Genomic DNA, 16,044 nt, shown 5'->3' on the forward strand with positions numbered 1-16,044 from the left:
TTAGGCGAGTTTAGCTTTCATCGAATCGAGCAGCTCCTGCCACGCGTCCACAAACTTCTCTACGCCTTCGCGCTCTAGCGTGGCGACGACATCCTCAACGTCAATGCCAACCTCACGCAGCGCCGCAAACACCTCGCGGGAGACAGCTTCGGTGCCGGTGAGCGTGTCGCCGTGCACACCGCCATCCGCGAGCGCCGCGTCAAGAGTCTTCTCCGGCATCGTGTTTACAGTATCCGGTCCGGCCAGCTCCGTGACGTACATCGTCGCAGGGTACTCAGGGTTCTTCACACCCGTTGACGCCCAGAGCGGACGCTGCTTGTTCGCGCCGTTAGGCAGTTCGTCGATGAGCTCCGCCTCGAACTCCTTTTGGAACAGTGCATACGCCAAGCGGGCGTTCGCAATGCCTGCCTTGCCACGAAGCGCGAGAGCCTCGTCGGTGCCGATGACCTCGAGGCGCTTGTCCACCTCGCTATCCATACGGGATACGAAGAACGATGCCACCGAATGGATAGTGCTGACATCGTGGCCGTTCGCGGCAGCCTGACGGATGCCCTCCTTGTACGCGTCGATGACCTGCTGGTAGCGCTCTACCGAGAAGATCAGCGTCACATTGACCGAAATGCCTTCAGCGAGGGCGGCGGTGACGGCCGGAAGCGACTCGTCGGTCGCGGGAATCTTGATCATCAAGTTCTCCCGGTCGACCTGGTTCCAGAGCTCCTTTGCCTGTTCGATGGTCTTTGCCTCGTCGGCTGCGTAGCGAGGATCTACTTCAATGGACACGCGACCGTCCTTGCCACCCGTTGCCTCGAACGTATCGCGGAACAGGTCGCACGCATCTTGAACGTCCTTGACGCTCATTGCGTAAACCGCTGCATCAGCAGCAGATCCAGCAGCCTTCAACTCGGCGAGTTGCTCGTCGTAGTGTGTGCCCGAGCTCATCGCCGCAGCGAAGATCGCCGGGTTAGTGGTTACGCCGACAATCGATTTCGATGCCTTCACTTCAGCAAGGTTGCCGGTAGCAATGCGTTCACGCGACAGGTCATCCAGCCACGTTGACGTGCCTACGTTGTACAGATCGTCGATAGCAGTCATGCACTCCTACTTTCCGTCGCCGCGGGTTGGTTCGGACTCGGTGTCGCCAACACGCTGGCTCGTTGGCACGCTGCGGTTATCTCGCACGCATGCAAGAGTCTCGCGGGCGACGCGGACAACGTTGTCGGTGGTGAAACCAAAGCGTTCGAAAAGCTCCGCGCCCGGGGCAGAAGCACCGAAGTGCTCCAGCGACACAGCGCGGCCGAACTCGCCGAGGAAGCGGAACCACGGCATGGAGGTTGCTGCCTCGACAGACACACGGGCCTTGACCTCGCGAGGCAAAACAGCGTCGATGTAGTCTTCGTCCTGTTCCATGAACCAATCAATGGACGGCACGGAAACCACACGCGTTGCGGTGCCATCTTCCTCGAGCACCTTGGCGGCCTCAACCGCGTACTGCACCTCGGAGCCGGTCGCCATGATGATCAGGTCCGGAGTCTCCTTCGAACTCTCAACCAGGACGTAAGCGCCGCGGGCGACACCGTCGAACGCCTTCTCCTTGGTGCCCTCGAGCACCGGCAGGTTCTGGCGCGACAGGGCCAGGGCCTTCGGCTGTTCCTTCGCTTCGAGTGCCGCGATCCACGCAGCAGAAGTCTCGTTCGCATCTGCCGGACGAATCACTGCAACGTCCGGGATAGCGCGCAGCGCAGCCAGAGTCTCCACCGGCTGGTGAGTTGGGCCGTCCTCGCCAAGGCCGATCGAGTCGTGCGTAAACACGTAGTAGCCATCGATGCCGGACAGTGCGGCAACGCGGATGGCGGGGTAGAGGTATTCAGAGAAGATGAGGAAGGTGCCACCGTATACGCGAGTACCACCGTGCAAGGCAATGCCGTTCATGACAGCGCCCATCGCGTGCTCACGAATACCGAAGTGGAGGTTGCGGCCGTACGGGTTCGCCGAGAACATCTCCGTAGAGATCGACTCAGGACCGAACGACGGCTCGCCCTTAATGAGGGTGTTGTTGGAACCAGCAAGATCCGCAGAACCGCCCCAGAGCTCAGGCAGCATAGCGGCCGCAGCCTGGATCGCAGCTTCAGAAGCCTTTCGGGTAGCTAGGCCCTTGGCATCCGGTTCCCAAGTGGGGAAGTCCTTCTTCCAATCCGCAGGCAGCTCACGGGCAGTGAGGCGATCCAGCAGCGCCTTGCGTTCCGGGTTTGCCGCAGCCCAGGCGTTGAACCTCTCATCCCACTGGGCACGCTTTTCGGCTGCGCGCTCACGCAGCTTGCGGGTGTGGTTGATCACGTCGGCTTCCTCAGGGAAGTGAACGTCGGTATCGAAGCCGAGTTCAGCCTTCACCGCAGCTACCTCGTCCGCGCCGAGAGCTGCGCCGTGGATAGCACCAGTGTTCATCAGGTTCGGGGCCGGGTAGCCGATGACGGTCTTCACACGGATAATGGTCGGCTTCGTGGTCTCGGCCTTCGCCTCTGCGACGGCTGCTTCGATTGCCACGACATCCTCGCCCGACTCGACGGTCAGCGTCTGCCAACCGTAGGCCTCGTAACGCTTCATCACGTCTTCGGTGAACGCGATTTGGGTGTCGTCCTCAATGGAGATCCGGTTGTCGTCCCAGAACAAGATGAGGTTGCCCAGCTGCTGGGTACCTGCAAGCGAAGATGCCTCTGCGGTGACGCCTTCTTGGAGGCAGCCGTCGCCAGCGATGACATAGATGTAGTGATCGAACGGGGACTCGCCAGCAGGCGTCTCAGGGTCGAAGAGGCCGCGCTCTCGTCGAGAAGCCATTGCCATGCCCACAGCGGAGGCAAGGCCCTGGCCGAGTGGACCCGTAGTGATCTCCACATGGTCCGTGTGGTTGTACTCCGGGTGCCCCGGCGTCTTTGCACCCCAGGTGCGCAGATCCTTCAAGTCCTGCAGCTCGAGGCCGAAACCACCGAGGTAGAGCTGCACGTACTGGGTCAACGACGAGTGGCCGTTGGACAACACGAAGCGGTCGCGGCCAACCCAATCCTTGTCGGACGGGTCAACATTCATCACACGCTGGAACAGGGTGTAGGCGAGCGGCGCCAGGGACATCGCCGTACCCGGGTGTCCGGACCCGCAGTTCTCCACCGCGTCGGCCGCCAGCACGCGGGCGGTATCAACCGCGCGGGTGTCAGTATCGGTCCAATCCGACGGGTAGTTGCGGACAGTCATGGCTTGCAGCTCGGGTGGCAGCGTCACTTCATTCCTCGCTTAAGTTGAGTCTGATGAGGTCTCCCAAGAGCATACTGCGTGACCCTTATGGCGTGTTCGATTCGTGCCTACAGTGGGGGAACGGCTACCATCGTCCAAAGGTATGAGTGCCCTGCGCCACCTGAAGAATAAAAAGGAGAGAGTTGTTGGAGACCATTAAGGCATATTTCGCGTTGACGAAGCCGAGGGTCATTGAACTACTCCTGGTCGCCGCAATCCCGGCGATGCTCCAGGCTGACCGCGGCGAAGTTCACGTTTGGCTCGTCTTCGCAACTCTCCTCGGAGGCTGGATGGGTGCCGGCGCCGCAAACACGTTCAACATGGTGGCCGACTACGACATCGACCAGAAGATGGGGCGTACGCGCGCCCGCCCGCTGGTCCGTCACAAGATCACCAAGCAAAAGGCCGCCGTCTTTGCATGGGCACTGCTGATCATCAGTGTGCTGTGGCTTGGTTTGCTCTGTAAGTCCTGGTTGGCGGCGTTCTTCATCATCTTGACCAACGCGTTCTACATCTTCGTCTACACGAAGTGGCTCAAGCGCCGCACGTGGCAAAACGTGATTTGGGGCGGCGCGGCTGGCTGCATGCCGGTGCTCGTCGGTTGGGCCGTGATCCGCGACAACGTCACCGACGGAACGCCAGACCACTGGTGGCAGGCCATCGTGATGTTCCTGATCATCTTCTTCTGGACACCACCGCACACCTGGGCGCTAGCAATGAAGTACAGGGAAGACTACGCGCGTGCGAATGTGCCGATGCTGCCGGTGGTGGCCTCGCCAGAAGAAACCAGCCGTCAGATCGTGCTGTACTCCTGGCTGACCGTCATTGTCTCGTTTGGCCTCGTGCCGGCTGCGTCGTGGATTTACCTCGTGATTGCCGTGGTATCCGGTGTCGCATTCCTCGTCATGGCGACCAAGCTGCACAACGGCATCGTCCGTGGCGAGAAGGTCAAGCCGCTAAAGCTGTTCATCTTGTCGAACAACTACCTCGCGGCCCTGTTCCTCGGTCTGTCCTTTGACGCCGTGCTTGGCTGGGAGACTATAGGAGAACTGCTCTTCTAATCCCGCTCGATCTTGAGCACCACAGAACCTGTGGTCTTACGCGCCTGCAGATCCTCATGGGCTTTGCGGGCGTTCTTGAGCTCATACGGCGGGTGGACGCGCATCCTGACGGTGCCGTCCTCGATCGCACGGACAACTGCCTGTGCGCGCATGAGGAACTCCTCGTCTGTGGCAACGTAGTGCTTCAGCGAGGGGCGGGTGAGGAACAGTGCTCCGTGCTGGTTCAACTCTTGAATCTTGAACGGCTCCACGTCGCCCGACGCGGAACCGAAGGAGCACACGAGGCCACGCGGACCTGTGACCTCAAGGGCAAACTGGAAAGTGTCCCTGCCAACGCCGTCGTAGACCACGTTGACGCCCTTGCCACCGTTGGCTTCCTTGATTTCCTCTGCGAGAGCGGAGCCCTTGTCTCCGTATCGGAACACCTTGGTCGCTCCGGCTTTGTACGCGAGATCCTCTTTCTCGTCACTAGAAACAATCGAATAAACCGTGGTTTCGAGCGCCGCAGCCATCTGGGTCAGGATAAGGCCGACGCCACCGGCGCCAGCAGTGATGACCATGGTGTCTCCCGGCCTGGTATCTCGAACACCGTGGAGAAGGTAGTGCGAGGTCATCCCCTGTAGAAGCATGGATGCCGCAACCTCGGGCTGCACGCCTTCCGGCACTGCGACGAGACGGTTGCGGTCGACGGCAACCTTCTCTGCGTAGGACCCTGGAGCGTCGTGCCAAGCGACGAGCGTACCCGGCGCGATTTCCCCCAATGGGTCGTCGACCACTCGGCCGCAACCTTCGGTGCCGGGGATGTAGGGAGGCTCAGAGGCGTACGTTCCGGAGCGGAAGTACGTGTCTATGTAGTTGACGCCGGCATAGTCGACGTCGACAAGCAATTGCCCCTCGCCTGGAACGGGATCGGCGATCTCGGTGTATTCGAGTACCTCCGGGCCGCCATGTTTGGTAACAAGAATTGCCTTCATGTCACACTAGCGTAGGCAAACGACGCTTTCCGTGTGCGAAAAGGAATGCACTAAATGCTACGACCGTTGATGACATGCCGATGTGGGCTGGGATTGTCCAGCGTGGAACACCCATCCTGAACTGGATGACGCCGATGGCCCACTGCACAAAAATCAATGCAATGAGCACCCAGACGGTTCGTTTTGCGTCTGCAGGGGCATCAGAGCGGCGCAAGATGAAAGCGACGACGAAGGTTGCGATGAGGTAGACGTACATGCAGATGGCGTGGACATAGGCGAGCATCCGGGTGTCGAGGTCGAGACGACCTTCCATGCCAACACCGGAATCACCCGAGTGTGGACCCGAGCCGGTAACCATAGTGCCGGTAACGAGGACAAAGCAGAGCGCGACGGCGGCGATGACAGTCCAGGTCTGAGCATGCGCGGGGAAGCGGCGCGTCGGCTCGGCCGCATCGGTTTCTGCGATGCGCATGTAGAGCACTGCCGCAACCCACACGAGCAGCATCGACGGCAGGAAGTGCACCGCGACGGACCACCATTGCAGGTCGAGGCGTACTGAAATGCCGCCGATGACGGCCTGGACAACAACGCCGAGGAAGGAAACCCAAGCCATCGTCTTGATTGCGTCGCTGCGCTTCGCTTTGTATACCGCAATTAGGACAAGGACTGCGGCAGCGGCGACGACGAAGGCGAGCAGGCGGTTACCAAACTCGATTGTCTGGTGAATCCAAGGTGCAGCGCCCGCAACCGGCACGAGTGAGCCCTCGTGGCACAGCGGCCAGGTGTCGCAACCGAGACCGGAACCGGTCACGCGGACAAGCGAGCCGGTGACCGTAATGCCACCTTGGCAGATGAGCAGCACCATGCCGAGAACGCGCTGCAGGTGGAGTGAGGGATCTTGCCAGGCCTCTTTGAAGCGGCTTTGGGACTTTGGCTGGGCGGTGGTGGTCGACAAAACTTCTCCAACTTTCGGATGAATAACGGCTTGAGTGTATCGCGGTTAGTCGTCAAAGCGGAACAGGCGCACCGCCCCGATGATCGCTAGGACAGTCCATACTGCGAGCGAGACCCAAGCCGACACGTTAAAACGCAGGTCAACAGCATCTGCCAAAGCGCCGGCTAGCGCGACCGTGGGCACAGCATTCCAAACACCGGCACTAGAAAGGTCTCCGGAATAGACCACCCATCCAACAATGCCCATGAACGCAATCCAGATCAGGTTTGCCAGCGCAAGGACTAGCTCGGAGCTCAACGTACCGCCCATCAGTAGTCCCATGGCGGTAAACGCCGCCACGCCGAACAGCAGGGTAATCAGGCCGAATCCAGCGCCTGCGACCGAAACTCGCCAGCCCAGGTATAGGGCAATCGCGCCGAGGACGACGATCTGTACCAAAACGGTGGCGAGAACACCGAAGATTTTCCCGGCGACAATGGTCCATGGTGGCACGCCCGAGGCGCCCACGCGCTTGAGCGCTCCGTATCGACGATCAAACGCAAGGGCAATCGCCTGGCCCGTGAAGCCAGCCGAGGTAGCAGCAACAGCAAACACCATCGGAACGAGTGCGTTGAAGTCGGTGTCGTCGCCAAACATCGGCATGTGCGTGGCTGCGATGAGCACCGCAGCAGGGATGATGAGGTTGACGAGGAGCTGTTCGCCGTGGCGCAGCATCAGCCTTGCTTCAACGCGGCCTTGTGCCAGTGCCATCTGTGCAAGTGATGCACGTTGCGGGTTCGGCGTGAAAATACCAGGGGTAAGAGCTCGGTCGGTGGTCTGGGCTTGCGTGGTCATTGCGTTAGCTCCTCAACTCTCGTCCGGTGATATCCAAAAAGACGTCCTCAAGGTCGCGGTGCGACATCGACAAATCCCGGATCAGCACGTTTTGCTGGGCAGCACTTCGCGCAAGCGCTTCGATGACGGCCGGGGAACCGGCGCCAAGAATTCGGTAGCGCCGAGGGCTGACTGCCTCGGCGGTAATGTCGAGCGCTCGGAGTTCGTCGTTAAGCAGGTGCACATCGAGCTTACGGTCCGTGCGGACAGCAACAACCGGGTACTCCTCATGACTGGTCAACTCCGCTGGGGAGCCTTGGGCGACGAGTTTGCCATGGTCAATGATCGCAACGTCGTCGGCGAGCGTTTCCGCTTCGTCCATCAAGTGGGTGGTAAGGAGCACAGTGGTGCCGTCACGCTTCATCGCCTGGATGATGTCCCATACTGCGAGGCGCGACTGGGCATCCATGCCCGCGGTGGGTTCGTCGAGGAAGATTAGTTCCGGGCGACCAATCATCGCGAGCGCGAGCGACAGTCGCTGCTGTTGACCGCCCGACAGGCGGCGGTACGTGGTCTTCGCTACGCCTTCAAGCCCGAGCAGCTCTATAAGCCAGTCCGGGTCGTGAGGATTGGTGTTGTACCGCGCAGCGAGCTGCAGGATCTCGCGAACCTTCAACGACGCATAGGATCCGCCCCCTTGCAGCATGATGCCGATGCGGTCACGGACCTTCTGCGGTTGCGTAACAGGGTCGATGCCAAGCACCCGGATAGACCCGGAGGTTGGTGTGGTAAACCCCTCGCACATCTCAATCGTCGTCGTTTTGCCGGCACCATTCGGGCCGAGCAGTGCCAAAAGTTCACCACGGCGCGCGGTAAACGTCAGTCCGTCGACAGCCCGCTTTTCGCCGTACTCCTTGACGACATTGTCGACTTCAAGAGCAAGATCACTCATGGCCGATCAGTCTAGCCCGCGGCCCCGCCAGTACCGGAAACCCAACCAGGCAACAAGCACTAACGCAGTGAACGCAACAGCGGCTGACCCGTAGATTGTCACCACAGCAAACGGCGGCAGTGCCAGCCCGCGCGGGAGTACAAGGAAACTAAAAACCGCGCTATAAGACGCCACAATCACCCGGAAAAAGAACCGGTTCGCCCAGGCCGCTAGCGGCAAGATCGCCCAGAGCGGATACCAGGGGTGCACCACCGGGAACAGGATCACGAGCACCAGCATGGATACGCCGAGCCCGCCGACGGGGTGGATCGTGCCCTTGAACGTGGCCCACAACATGCGGACCGCGAACGCTGCAGCTACGGCGAGCCCTGCGCCACGCGTAATGACGAGTATCGCCTCGGTCTGATCGCCAAGTCCTAGCAGCATCCCAATGAATCCGCTGATGACGCCGATGTCGGTGGTCAGCGAGAGCCAACTGCGTATCGACGCAGCACCGCCCTGTCCCGTCACCCACCCGAACCCGATGCCGGTACCGAGGGAGACGAGTGTGATCGTCGCTAAGAAAATAAGCGTTTGCACGGCGACTGCCCGCGCAATGGAGCGCACCGTAGAGACTCCCTTGAGGTGAAAACTGCGCGCGAGCGCCATGCCAATAAACCCCAGCGGGATGAACCCGGTCACCTTCACCAACCCCGCACAGGAGAGGAGAACGCCCGATGCTATCAGGGTGATCCAGGTACGGAACGTTGCGTCGCCAATTCGGATCGGATCGACTGCTCTGAGCCCGAGCTCGAGGCCGACGAGGACGAAGCCGACCAGTAACGCCTCGTTGTGAATACCTCCGACGAGGTGCAGGATGGTCAGTGGGTTGAGCAGGCCGAGCCACAGCGCAGCCGAGGCGTTGACGCCACACCGTTGCGCAAGGGCACGCAACCCCCACGATGCTGCGAGCAATCCCGCGACAGAAAGCACACGGTGCAGGAAGACCCCCCAAAACACTGCATCGGCGGTAACAATGGAAATTAACGCCGCGATGCCGAGTGCAACCGGCCCGTACGGGCTTGGAGAGTGCGCCCAAATGAACGGCACGGACCTGGCCAGTGGGTGGTCGACGCCGAGGATCTCTACTGGCCCGGCGGCGTACGGATCAAGCCCCATGCGCACAATCGCGCCGTTAGCCAAATAAGAATAAATGTCCTGAGTAAACAGGGGCGCGGTCAACATGAGTGGCAGCACCCATGCGACGAACGTGCGCTGCAACGCCGGTGCTCCGATGCGCGGTGCGTGCCCACCTGCGCCGACAAACGGCGCCATAATCAGCCATGACGCGACAAGCATGCCCACGCCGATGAGCACGATGGCGTTAGAAGCCAGCATCATTCGACTCATGGTGGCCCCAAAGGGGAAGGCGAACCACGGATTATCGACGACTGGGAGCGCCCCGCCACCTAAACCACCGAGCGCGATGAGACACGCGCCCAGGGCTCCGAGCCAGCGCAAAATGAAAAACCGGTCCCGCTCCCGGTAAGACGGTTGTGGAATGGACGAACCGCCATCAAACCCGGGCGACGGATTGTGCAGTTCCGAGGAACGCGAACCGGGCCGCCCCATGTGGGGAAACTCCGCAAGGACCGCACGGCCAGGGCGCCGCAGACGCGGCAATCTCGGCGAGCGGGGAGGCTGGGCAGTCACGTCGCTAGAGCTTACTTGGTGCGCGCCACGCCAAGGAGACCCGCTTCGGCGGGAATAATTACGACACACTAGTGTTGTGTAAAGGCGAGCAGAGAGCCAAGGAAAGGGGTTGCATGGTGGCAGAGAAAGACACTGCATACCGCGCGAACGGAACAACCCGTTCGCAGGTGATGTCTATCCTGCTCAAACAAGGGCCCGTTGCGGCGGCCGAAATCGGCACCGAGCTTGGACTTTCGCCCGCCGGCGTACGACGCCATCTGGACAAACTCGTTGAAGAAGGGATGGCAGAAACCTGCCCGCCGCGTGCGGTAGCAGGGGATCAGGCATCCCGCGGCCGTCCGGCAAAGCACTTCCAGCTCACCGTCAAGGGTAGGGAAGAGTTCGGTACGAGCTACGACACCATCGCACTTGAGGCCGTTGATGTGATCGAATCTATCGGCGGCGAGGAAGCGGTGCGTGAATTCGCTCGCAGGAGGGCCGAACGCATCTTTGCAGATGTCCAGACTGGTGCTGACAGTGACGACCCGGAAGCAGCAGTGCAAGCTGTTGCTGCCGCGCTCGAAGCCCACGGATACGAGCCCACCGTCAGGCGTACGCCAGCAGGTATCCAACTGTGCCAACACCACTGTCCAGTCTCCGCGGTAGCGGCTGAGCATCCAGAATTGTGCGAGGCGGAACACGAGGCCATTGCGCGCATCGTCGATACGCATGTGCAACCGCTCGCCCTTATTGTGGACGGACACGGCATCTGCACGACTAACATCCCTCTCGCCCCAAAGGCGGGAAACGAAACGAAAGGAGCGGCTGACAATGACTGAAGCGAAGCCAACGCCAGGTCTTGAAAAGCCGATGAACGACGACGAGATCATCGAGTCCATCGGCGCTTACAACTACGGCTGGCACGACTCCGATGTTGCCGGCGCATCCGCGCGACGCGGCCTCAACGAGGACGTTGTCCGCGACATTTCCGGCATCAAGGAAGAGCCGGAATGGATGCTGAACCAGCGTCTCAAGGCGCTCGAGATCTTTGAAAAGAAGCCGATGCCGACCTGGGGTGCAGACCTCTCCGGCATCGACTTTGACAACATCAAGTACTACGTCCGCTCCACTGAAGAGCAGGCAACCTCCTGGGATGACCTGCCCGAGGACATTAAGAACACCTACGACAAGCTCGGCATCCCAGAGGCTGAGAAGCAGCGTCTCGTCGCAGGTGTGGCCGCGCAGTACGAGTCTGAGGTTGTCTATCACCAGATCCGCGAGGATCTGGAGGAAAAGGGCGTCATCTTCGTTGACACCGACACCGCCCTGCGCGAGCACGAAGACCTGTTTAAGGAATACTTCGGCTCCGTCATTCCGGCCGGCGACAACAAGTTCTCTGCGCTGAACACCGCAGTATGGTCGGGCGGCTCCTTCATCTACGTACCGCCGGGGGTCCACGTGGACATCCCGCTGCAGGCCTACTTCCGCATCAACACGGAGAACATGGGCCAGTTCGAGCGAACCCTCATCATTGTCGACGAGGACGCGTACGTGCACTACGTTGAGGGCTGCACCGCCCCGATTTACAAGTCGGACTCGCTGCACTCCGCCGTGGTGGAGATCATCGTAAAGAAGGGTGGTCGCTGCCGCTACACCACCATCCAGAACTGGTCGAACAACGTCTACAACCTGGTCACCAAGCGTGCCAAGGCTGAAGAAGGCGCGACCATGGAGTGGGTCGATGGCAACATCGGCTCCAAGGTGACCATGAAGTACCCGGCTGTCTGGATGACCGGCGAGCACGCCCGCGGCGAGGTCCTTTCCGTCGCATTCGCAGGTGAGGGGCAGTTCCAGGACACTGGTGCGAAGATGACGCACATGGCACCGCACACGTCGTCGTCGATCGTGTCCAAGTCCGTCGCCCGCGGCGGTGGCCGTGCCGCATACCGTGGCTTGGTCCAGGTCAACGCCAACGCGCACGACTCCGCATCTAACGTGGAATGTGACGCGCTGTTGGTTGACAACATTTCCCGCTCGGATACATACCCATACAACGACATCCGCAACGACCGCGTCACGCTCGGCCACGAGGCGAAGGTGTCCAAGGTCTCCGAAGATCAGCTGTTCTACCTCATGTCCCGCGGCATTGCCGAGGAAGAGGCGATGGCAATGATCGTGCGCGGCTTCGTCGAGCCGATCGCCAAGGAGCTGCCAATGGAGTACGCCCTCGAGCTGAACCGTCTCATCGAGCTGCAAATGGAAGGATCGGTGGGCTAAATGGCTGAAACCGTCAAGAACGCCACCACACACAACAACAAGGGCGACCTGTACTCCTCCTTCAACGTTGAGGATTTCGACATCCCCGGCGGCCGCGACGAGGTCTGGCGCTTCGTCTCCCTACGTCGCCTGCGCGGCCTGCACAACGGCCAGTTCGCGCCGCAGGCTCCCGCCCAGATCACAGTTGACGCTCCGTCTGAGGTCACCGTTGAGCAAGTTGCGCTTGACGACGACCGCGTGACCGCCGCCGGAGCCCCCGTCGACCGCATCGCCGCCCAGGCGTGGACCTCCTCCGAAAACGCCACCCTGGTATCGGTGCCAGCAAACGTCGAGCTCAACGACACAATCACCATCACTGTGACCGGTGCAGGCGCAGACGTCACGACGTTTGGCACCATCGTTGTCGAGACCGGCGCAAACTCCGGCGCAACCGTGCTGGTGCGCTACGAGGGATCCGGTACTCACGCCGACAACGTCAACTGGGTCATCGGCGAGGGCTCCCGTGTGAACGCCGTCATCGACGCCAATTGGGATCTTGATGCGGTGCACGTTGGCCAGCAGGCGATCGTCGTCAAGCGCGATGCAACCCTGCGTCACCATGTCGCAACCTTTGGCGGCGAGGTCGTGCGAATCTCTCCACGCGTGTCCTTCGAGGCACCGGGCGGCGACGCTGAGCTGACTGGCGTGTACTTCGCCGATGCGGGCCAGTACATCGAAAACCGCCTGCTCGTCGATCACGGCGTACCGAACTGCCGCTCCAACGTGCTCTACAAGGGTGCCCTCCAAGGCGACAAGGCCTCCGGCTTGCCCGAGGCCCGCACCTGCTGGGTCGGCGACGTACTCATCCGCGCCGAAGCGCAAGGCACCGACACTTACGAAACCAACCGCAACCTGGTGCTTACCGACGGTGCACGCGCCGACGCGATCCCGAACCTGGAAATCGAAACCGGCGAAATCGCAGGAGCAGGCCACGCAGCAACCGTCGGCCGCTTCGACGACGACCAGCTGTTCTACCTGCGCTCCCGCGGTATCCGCGAGGAAGACGCCACCCGTCTGATTATCCGTGGCTTCTTTAACGAGGTCCTCAACCAGATCCCAATCGAGTCGGTCCGCGAAGACCTGATCGCCCGCGTCGCCGGCGAACTCGAGCGCAACGAAAACTAAAAGGAGCTTCTATGTCCACCCTCGAAATTAAGAACCTGCACGCCAACGTCCTTCCCTCCGAGGAAGGCCAGGAGCCGAAGCCCATCCTCAAGGGCGTCAACCTGACCATCAAAGGCGGCGAAACCCACGCCATCATGGGCCCCAACGGCTCCGGCAAGTCCACCCTCGCCTACACCATCGCTGGCCACCCGAAGTACGAGGTGACCGAAGGCGAAGTGCTGCTCGACGGCGAAAACATCCTCGAGATGGAAATCGACGAGCGCGCACGCGCCGGACTCTTCCTGGCCATGCAGTACCCGGTCGAGGTCCCAGGTGTGTCCTCCTCGAACTTCATGCGCTCCGCAGTCACCGCAGTGCGCGGTGAGGCACCGAAGCTGCGCGAGTGGGTCGGCGAACTCAACGCAGCGCGCGAGGCACTCCAGATGGATGCATCCTTCTCCGAGCGCTCCGTCAACGAAGGCTTCTCCGGTGGCGAGAAGAAGCGCCACGAAGTCATGCAGCTCTCCCTGATGAAGCCGAAGTTCGCCGTCATGGATGAGACCGACTCCGGCCTCGACGTCGACGCGCTGCGCATCGTCTCCGAGGGCATCAACCGCTACCAGGACGAGACCGGTGGCGGCGTGCTCATGATCACGCACTACAAGCGCATTCTGAACTACGTCAAGCCGGACTTCATCCACGTCTTCGCCGACGGCAAGATTGTCAAGACCGGCGACGCCTCCCTCGCTGACCAGCTCGAGGCCGAAGGCTACGAGAAGTTCATCTAATGACGCTCGACGTAACTGCAATCCGGCAAGAGTTCCCGATTCTGGGGCGCACCGTGCGTGGCGGAAAGCCGTTGGTGTACCTGGATTCGGGGGCGACGTCGCAACGTCCGCAGCGGGTGTGGGACGCTGAGCGCGACTTCGTGCTCGGCTACAACGCTCCCGTGCACCGCGGTTCTTACCTCCTCGCGGAGGAGGCAACCGACGCCTACGAATCAGCCCGCGAGGCGATCGCGGCCTTCGTCGGGGCGCGTAACGACGAGATCGCGTTCACCAAAAACGCCACCGAAGCATTGAACTTGGTTGCGTACGTGCTCGGCGATTCGCGGGCAGGTTCTCTTGCGGTCGGGTCCGAGGACACGATCGTGATTACCGAGCTCGAACACCACGCAAACTTGGTGCCATGGCAGGAGCTCGCCCGTCGCACAGGCGCGACGTTGAAGTGGTACAAGATGACCCCGGACGGGCGCATCGACCTCGACTCGCTCGAGCTCGACAACTCCGTCAAGGTGGTCGCCTTTACCCACCAGTCAAACGTCACCGGTGCGGTTGCAGATGTCGAGGAGATGGTGCGCCGCGCAAAGGCTGTCGGGGCTCTCACCGTGCTCGACGCTTGCCAATCCGTGCCGCACATGCCGGTCGATTTCCACGCCTTGGACGTCGACTTCGCTGCCTTCTCCGGGCACAAGATGTGCGGCCCCAGTGGCGTGGGCGCGGTGTACTCCAAGCACCTCAACGAGCTGCCGCCGTTCTTGACGGGTGGTTCCATGATCGAGGTCGTGCGCATGGAGGAATCCACCTTTGCTCCCGCACCGCAGCGCTTCGAGGCGGGAACCCAAATGACCTCGCAGGTCGTGGGGCTCGGCGAGGCAGTGCGTTTCCTCACCGAGGTGGGTATGGAGGAGATCCAGGCTCACGAACACGAGCTCACGGCCTATGCGCTGGAGCAGATGCAGGCAATTGATGGGCTGCGCATTGCTGGCCCGCTGACGGCTGAGAATCGCGGTGGCGCGATCTCGTTTACTGTCGACGGTGTCCACCCGCATGACTTGGGTCAGGTGCTCGACTCTGAAGGCGTTGCGATTCGCACCGGCCACCACTGTGCGTGGCCAGCGCACCGCGGCCTCAATCTGCAGTCGACCTCGCGGGCCAGCTTCTACCTGTACAACACTCTCGACGAGGTAGATACCCTGGTGGCCTCTATTGCCAAGGCGAAGGAGTTTTTCGCACGATGAACCTCGAATCCATGTACCAGGAAGTCATCCTGGACCACTACAAAAACCCGCAGCACGCCGGGCTCCGCGAGCCTTATGAGGCAGAGGTGCACCACGTCAACCCGTCCTGTGGCGACGAACTGACGCTCCGTGTCCACCTGTCCGAAGACGGCTCCACCGTCGAGGACGTCTCCTACGACGCCGAAGGGTGTTCTATTTCCCAGGCTTCGACCTCAGTGATGGCCGAGGAGGTCATCGGCCTGCCGGTCGCCGAGGCAATGAAGAAGTTGGAAGCGTTCGACGAGATGATCACCTCCCGCGGCACCGTTGAAGGCGACGCGGAGATGATCGGCGACGGAGTCGCCTTCGCGGGCGTTTCCCAGTTCCCGGCTCGTGTGAAGTGCGCGCTGCTTGGGTGGAAAGCATTCCAGGCCGCAACGTCTGATGCGTTAGAAGAAAAGGAGTAACTGTGACCGAATCGAACAAGCAGTCCGAGCGACCACAGCAAACCGAAGAGCAACTCAAGTTGGTCGGTGAAGTAGAGGAGTACCTCCACGATGTCATCGACCCGGAGCTGGGCATCAACGTTGTTGACCTCGGCCTGGTCTACGACCTGTGGATCGAGGAGCGCGAGGGCAAGACCGTCGCGGTGCTCAACATGACGCTCACCTCGCCGGCGTGCCCGCTCACCGACGTGATCGAGGAGCAGGCCACCAATGCGGTGGTGTCGAATACCGCGGTCGACGAGCTTGAGCTCAACTGGGTCTGGATGCCGCCGTGGGGCCCGCAGTTCATCACGGAAGAGGGCCGCGAGCAGCTGCGTGCGCTTGGCTTCGCTGTCTAGACATCTATCTTGATCTTTCCCCGTCACGGAATGACTGTGGCGGGGAATTTTCGTTTAGGGATGGTTGATAGAG

15 protein-coding genes are annotated in these 16,044 nt (G+C 61.1%); 8 read left to right on the forward strand and 7 right to left on the reverse strand.

The annotated features are described in order from the left end of the window. Entirely contained in the window at window positions 1–1,092 is a 1,092-nt protein-coding gene (gene tal, locus HMPREF3145_RS10235; protein WP_070423130.1) for a transaldolase, read from the reverse strand. 6 nt (window positions 1,093–1,098) lie between these two features. Beyond that, complete coding sequence (tkt, locus tag HMPREF3145_RS10240; RefSeq protein WP_371325712.1) at window positions 1,099–3,270, reverse strand: transketolase; 2,172 nt, start codon at window positions 3,268–3,270, stop codon at window positions 1,099–1,101. A 155-nt stretch (window positions 3,271–3,425) separates the two neighbouring features. On the opposite strand from tkt, the gene HMPREF3145_RS10245 reads away from it, so the two are divergent. After that, window positions 3,426–4,343 carry a heme o synthase gene (locus HMPREF3145_RS10245; protein WP_305764338.1) on the forward strand — a complete coding sequence of 306 codons (918 nt, stop codon included), beginning with the start codon at window positions 3,426–3,428 and terminating at the stop codon, window positions 4,341–4,343. Here HMPREF3145_RS10245 and HMPREF3145_RS10250 read toward each other — a convergent pair. From HMPREF3145_RS10250 to mptB, 5 genes are read right to left on the reverse strand one after another with little or no spacing between them, the layout of a single operon-like run. Then, a complete protein-coding gene (locus HMPREF3145_RS10250; RefSeq protein ID WP_070423132.1) occupies window positions 4,340–5,317 on the reverse strand; it encodes a quinone oxidoreductase family protein in 978 nt (325 codons plus the stop codon). The genes HMPREF3145_RS10245 and HMPREF3145_RS10250 overlap by 4 nt on opposite strands. A gap of 1 nt (window position 5,318) precedes the next feature. Continuing rightward, entirely contained in the window at window positions 5,319–6,272 is a 954-nt protein-coding gene (locus HMPREF3145_RS10255; protein ID WP_070423133.1) for a COX15/CtaA family protein, read from the reverse strand. A 45-nt stretch (window positions 6,273–6,317) separates the two neighbouring features. Then, the gene (locus HMPREF3145_RS10260; protein ID WP_070423134.1) at window positions 6,318–7,106 is read right to left on the reverse strand and encodes an ABC transporter permease; all 789 of its coding nucleotides are present in this window, start codon (window positions 7,104–7,106) and stop codon (window positions 6,318–6,320) included. Between the two features lie 4 nt (window positions 7,107–7,110). Then, window positions 7,111–8,037 carry an ABC transporter ATP-binding protein gene (locus HMPREF3145_RS10265; protein WP_070423135.1) on the reverse strand — a complete coding sequence of 309 codons (927 nt, stop codon included), beginning with the start codon at window positions 8,035–8,037 and terminating at the stop codon, window positions 7,111–7,113. A gap of 6 nt (window positions 8,038–8,043) precedes the next feature. Continuing rightward, complete coding sequence (mptB, locus tag HMPREF3145_RS10270) at window positions 8,044–9,648, reverse strand: polyprenol phosphomannose-dependent alpha 1,6 mannosyltransferase MptB (protein WP_141740870.1); 1,605 nt, start codon at window positions 9,646–9,648, stop codon at window positions 8,044–8,046. 194 nt (window positions 9,649–9,842) lie between these two features. Here mptB and HMPREF3145_RS10275 point away from each other — a divergent pair, with 194 nt between their 5' ends. From HMPREF3145_RS10275 to HMPREF3145_RS10305, 7 genes are read left to right on the forward strand one after another with little or no spacing between them, the layout of a single operon-like run. Continuing rightward, window positions 9,843–10,547: a helix-turn-helix transcriptional regulator gene (locus HMPREF3145_RS10275; protein ID WP_070423137.1), complete on the forward strand. Its 705-nt coding sequence runs from the start codon at window positions 9,843–9,845 to the stop codon at window positions 10,545–10,547. Between the two features lie 31 nt (window positions 10,548–10,578). Then, entirely contained in the window at window positions 10,579–11,985 is a 1,407-nt protein-coding gene (sufB, locus tag HMPREF3145_RS10280) for a Fe-S cluster assembly protein SufB (RefSeq protein WP_210384190.1), read from the forward strand. Continuing rightward, a complete protein-coding gene (gene sufD / locus HMPREF3145_RS10285; RefSeq protein ID WP_070423139.1) occupies window positions 11,986–13,149 on the forward strand; it encodes a Fe-S cluster assembly protein SufD in 1,164 nt (387 codons plus the stop codon). A gap of 11 nt (window positions 13,150–13,160) precedes the next feature. After that, a complete protein-coding gene (gene sufC / locus HMPREF3145_RS10290; protein WP_070423140.1) occupies window positions 13,161–13,916 on the forward strand; it encodes a Fe-S cluster assembly ATPase SufC in 756 nt (251 codons plus the stop codon). Beyond that, window positions 13,916–15,148: a cysteine desulfurase gene (locus tag HMPREF3145_RS10295; protein ID WP_070423141.1), complete on the forward strand. Its 1,233-nt coding sequence runs from the start codon at window positions 13,916–13,918 to the stop codon at window positions 15,146–15,148. Before sufC ends, HMPREF3145_RS10295 begins: the two co-directional genes overlap by 1 nt. After that, window positions 15,145–15,594, forward strand: coding sequence for a Fe-S cluster assembly sulfur transfer protein SufU (sufU, locus tag HMPREF3145_RS10300; protein WP_070423142.1), 450 nt, complete (start codon window positions 15,145–15,147; stop codon window positions 15,592–15,594). The genes HMPREF3145_RS10295 and sufU overlap by 4 nt, the downstream gene beginning before the upstream one ends. A gap of 2 nt (window positions 15,595–15,596) precedes the next feature. After that, window positions 15,597–15,971: a metal-sulfur cluster assembly factor gene (locus HMPREF3145_RS10305; RefSeq protein WP_070423143.1), complete on the forward strand. Its 375-nt coding sequence runs from the start codon at window positions 15,597–15,599 to the stop codon at window positions 15,969–15,971. Window positions 15,972–16,044 lie beyond the last annotated feature (73 nt).

It is taken from the genome of Corynebacterium sp. HMSC05C01, assembly GCF_001807155.1.
In the GTDB taxonomy this organism is placed as follows: Bacteria; Actinomycetota; Actinomycetes; order Mycobacteriales; family Mycobacteriaceae; genus Corynebacterium; species Corynebacterium coyleae.